Annotated in this window: 1 protein-coding gene; it reads right to left on the bottom strand. The window is 66.8% G+C overall.

The window, feature by feature from the left end; genetic code table 11:
• Positions 1-530, bottom strand: a 530-nt coding sequence (locus tag CKO41_RS18390) for an isocitrate/isopropylmalate family dehydrogenase (RefSeq protein ID WP_242464428.1), incomplete at both ends; no start/stop codon positions are given.

Here is a 530-nt window from a genome sequence, read left to right as displayed (position 1 = left end):
ACATGCCCTGCCCGTCGGCGTTCAGCGACGCCGACGGCAGCATGCCGATGGAGCCGGTGAGCATGGCGGCGCAGTCCGACAGGATGTCGCCGAACATGTTGGTGGTGACCATCACGTCGAACTGCTTAGGCGCGCGCACCAGCTGCATGGCGGCGTTGTCCACGTACATGTGGCTCAGCTCGACATCCGGATAGTCCGCCCCGACCCGGGTGGCTACCTCGCGCCACAGCTCGGTGCATTCGAGCACGTTGGCCTTGTCCACGGAGCACACCCGCTTGCCGCGCTTCATGGCCAAATCGAAGGCGACGCGGCAGATGCGCTCGATCTCCGATTCGGTATACACCAGGGTGTTGATGCCTTTGCGCTCGCCGGAGTCGAGCGTCTCCACGCCGCGCGGGCGGCCGAAGTAGATGCCGCCGGTGAGCTCGCGCACGATGAGGATGTCCAGCCCGGCGACCACCTCCGGCTTCAGCGCCGAGGCCGCAGCCAGCTGCGGATACAGGATGGCGGGGCGCAGGTTCGCGAACAGC

Origin of the sequence: Thiococcus pfennigii, from assembly GCF_016583835.1 — a bacterium.
Taxonomy (GTDB): domain Bacteria; phylum Pseudomonadota; class Gammaproteobacteria; order Chromatiales; family Chromatiaceae; genus Thiococcus; species Thiococcus pfennigii.
This window is presented reverse-complemented; position numbering and strand designations above follow the sequence as displayed.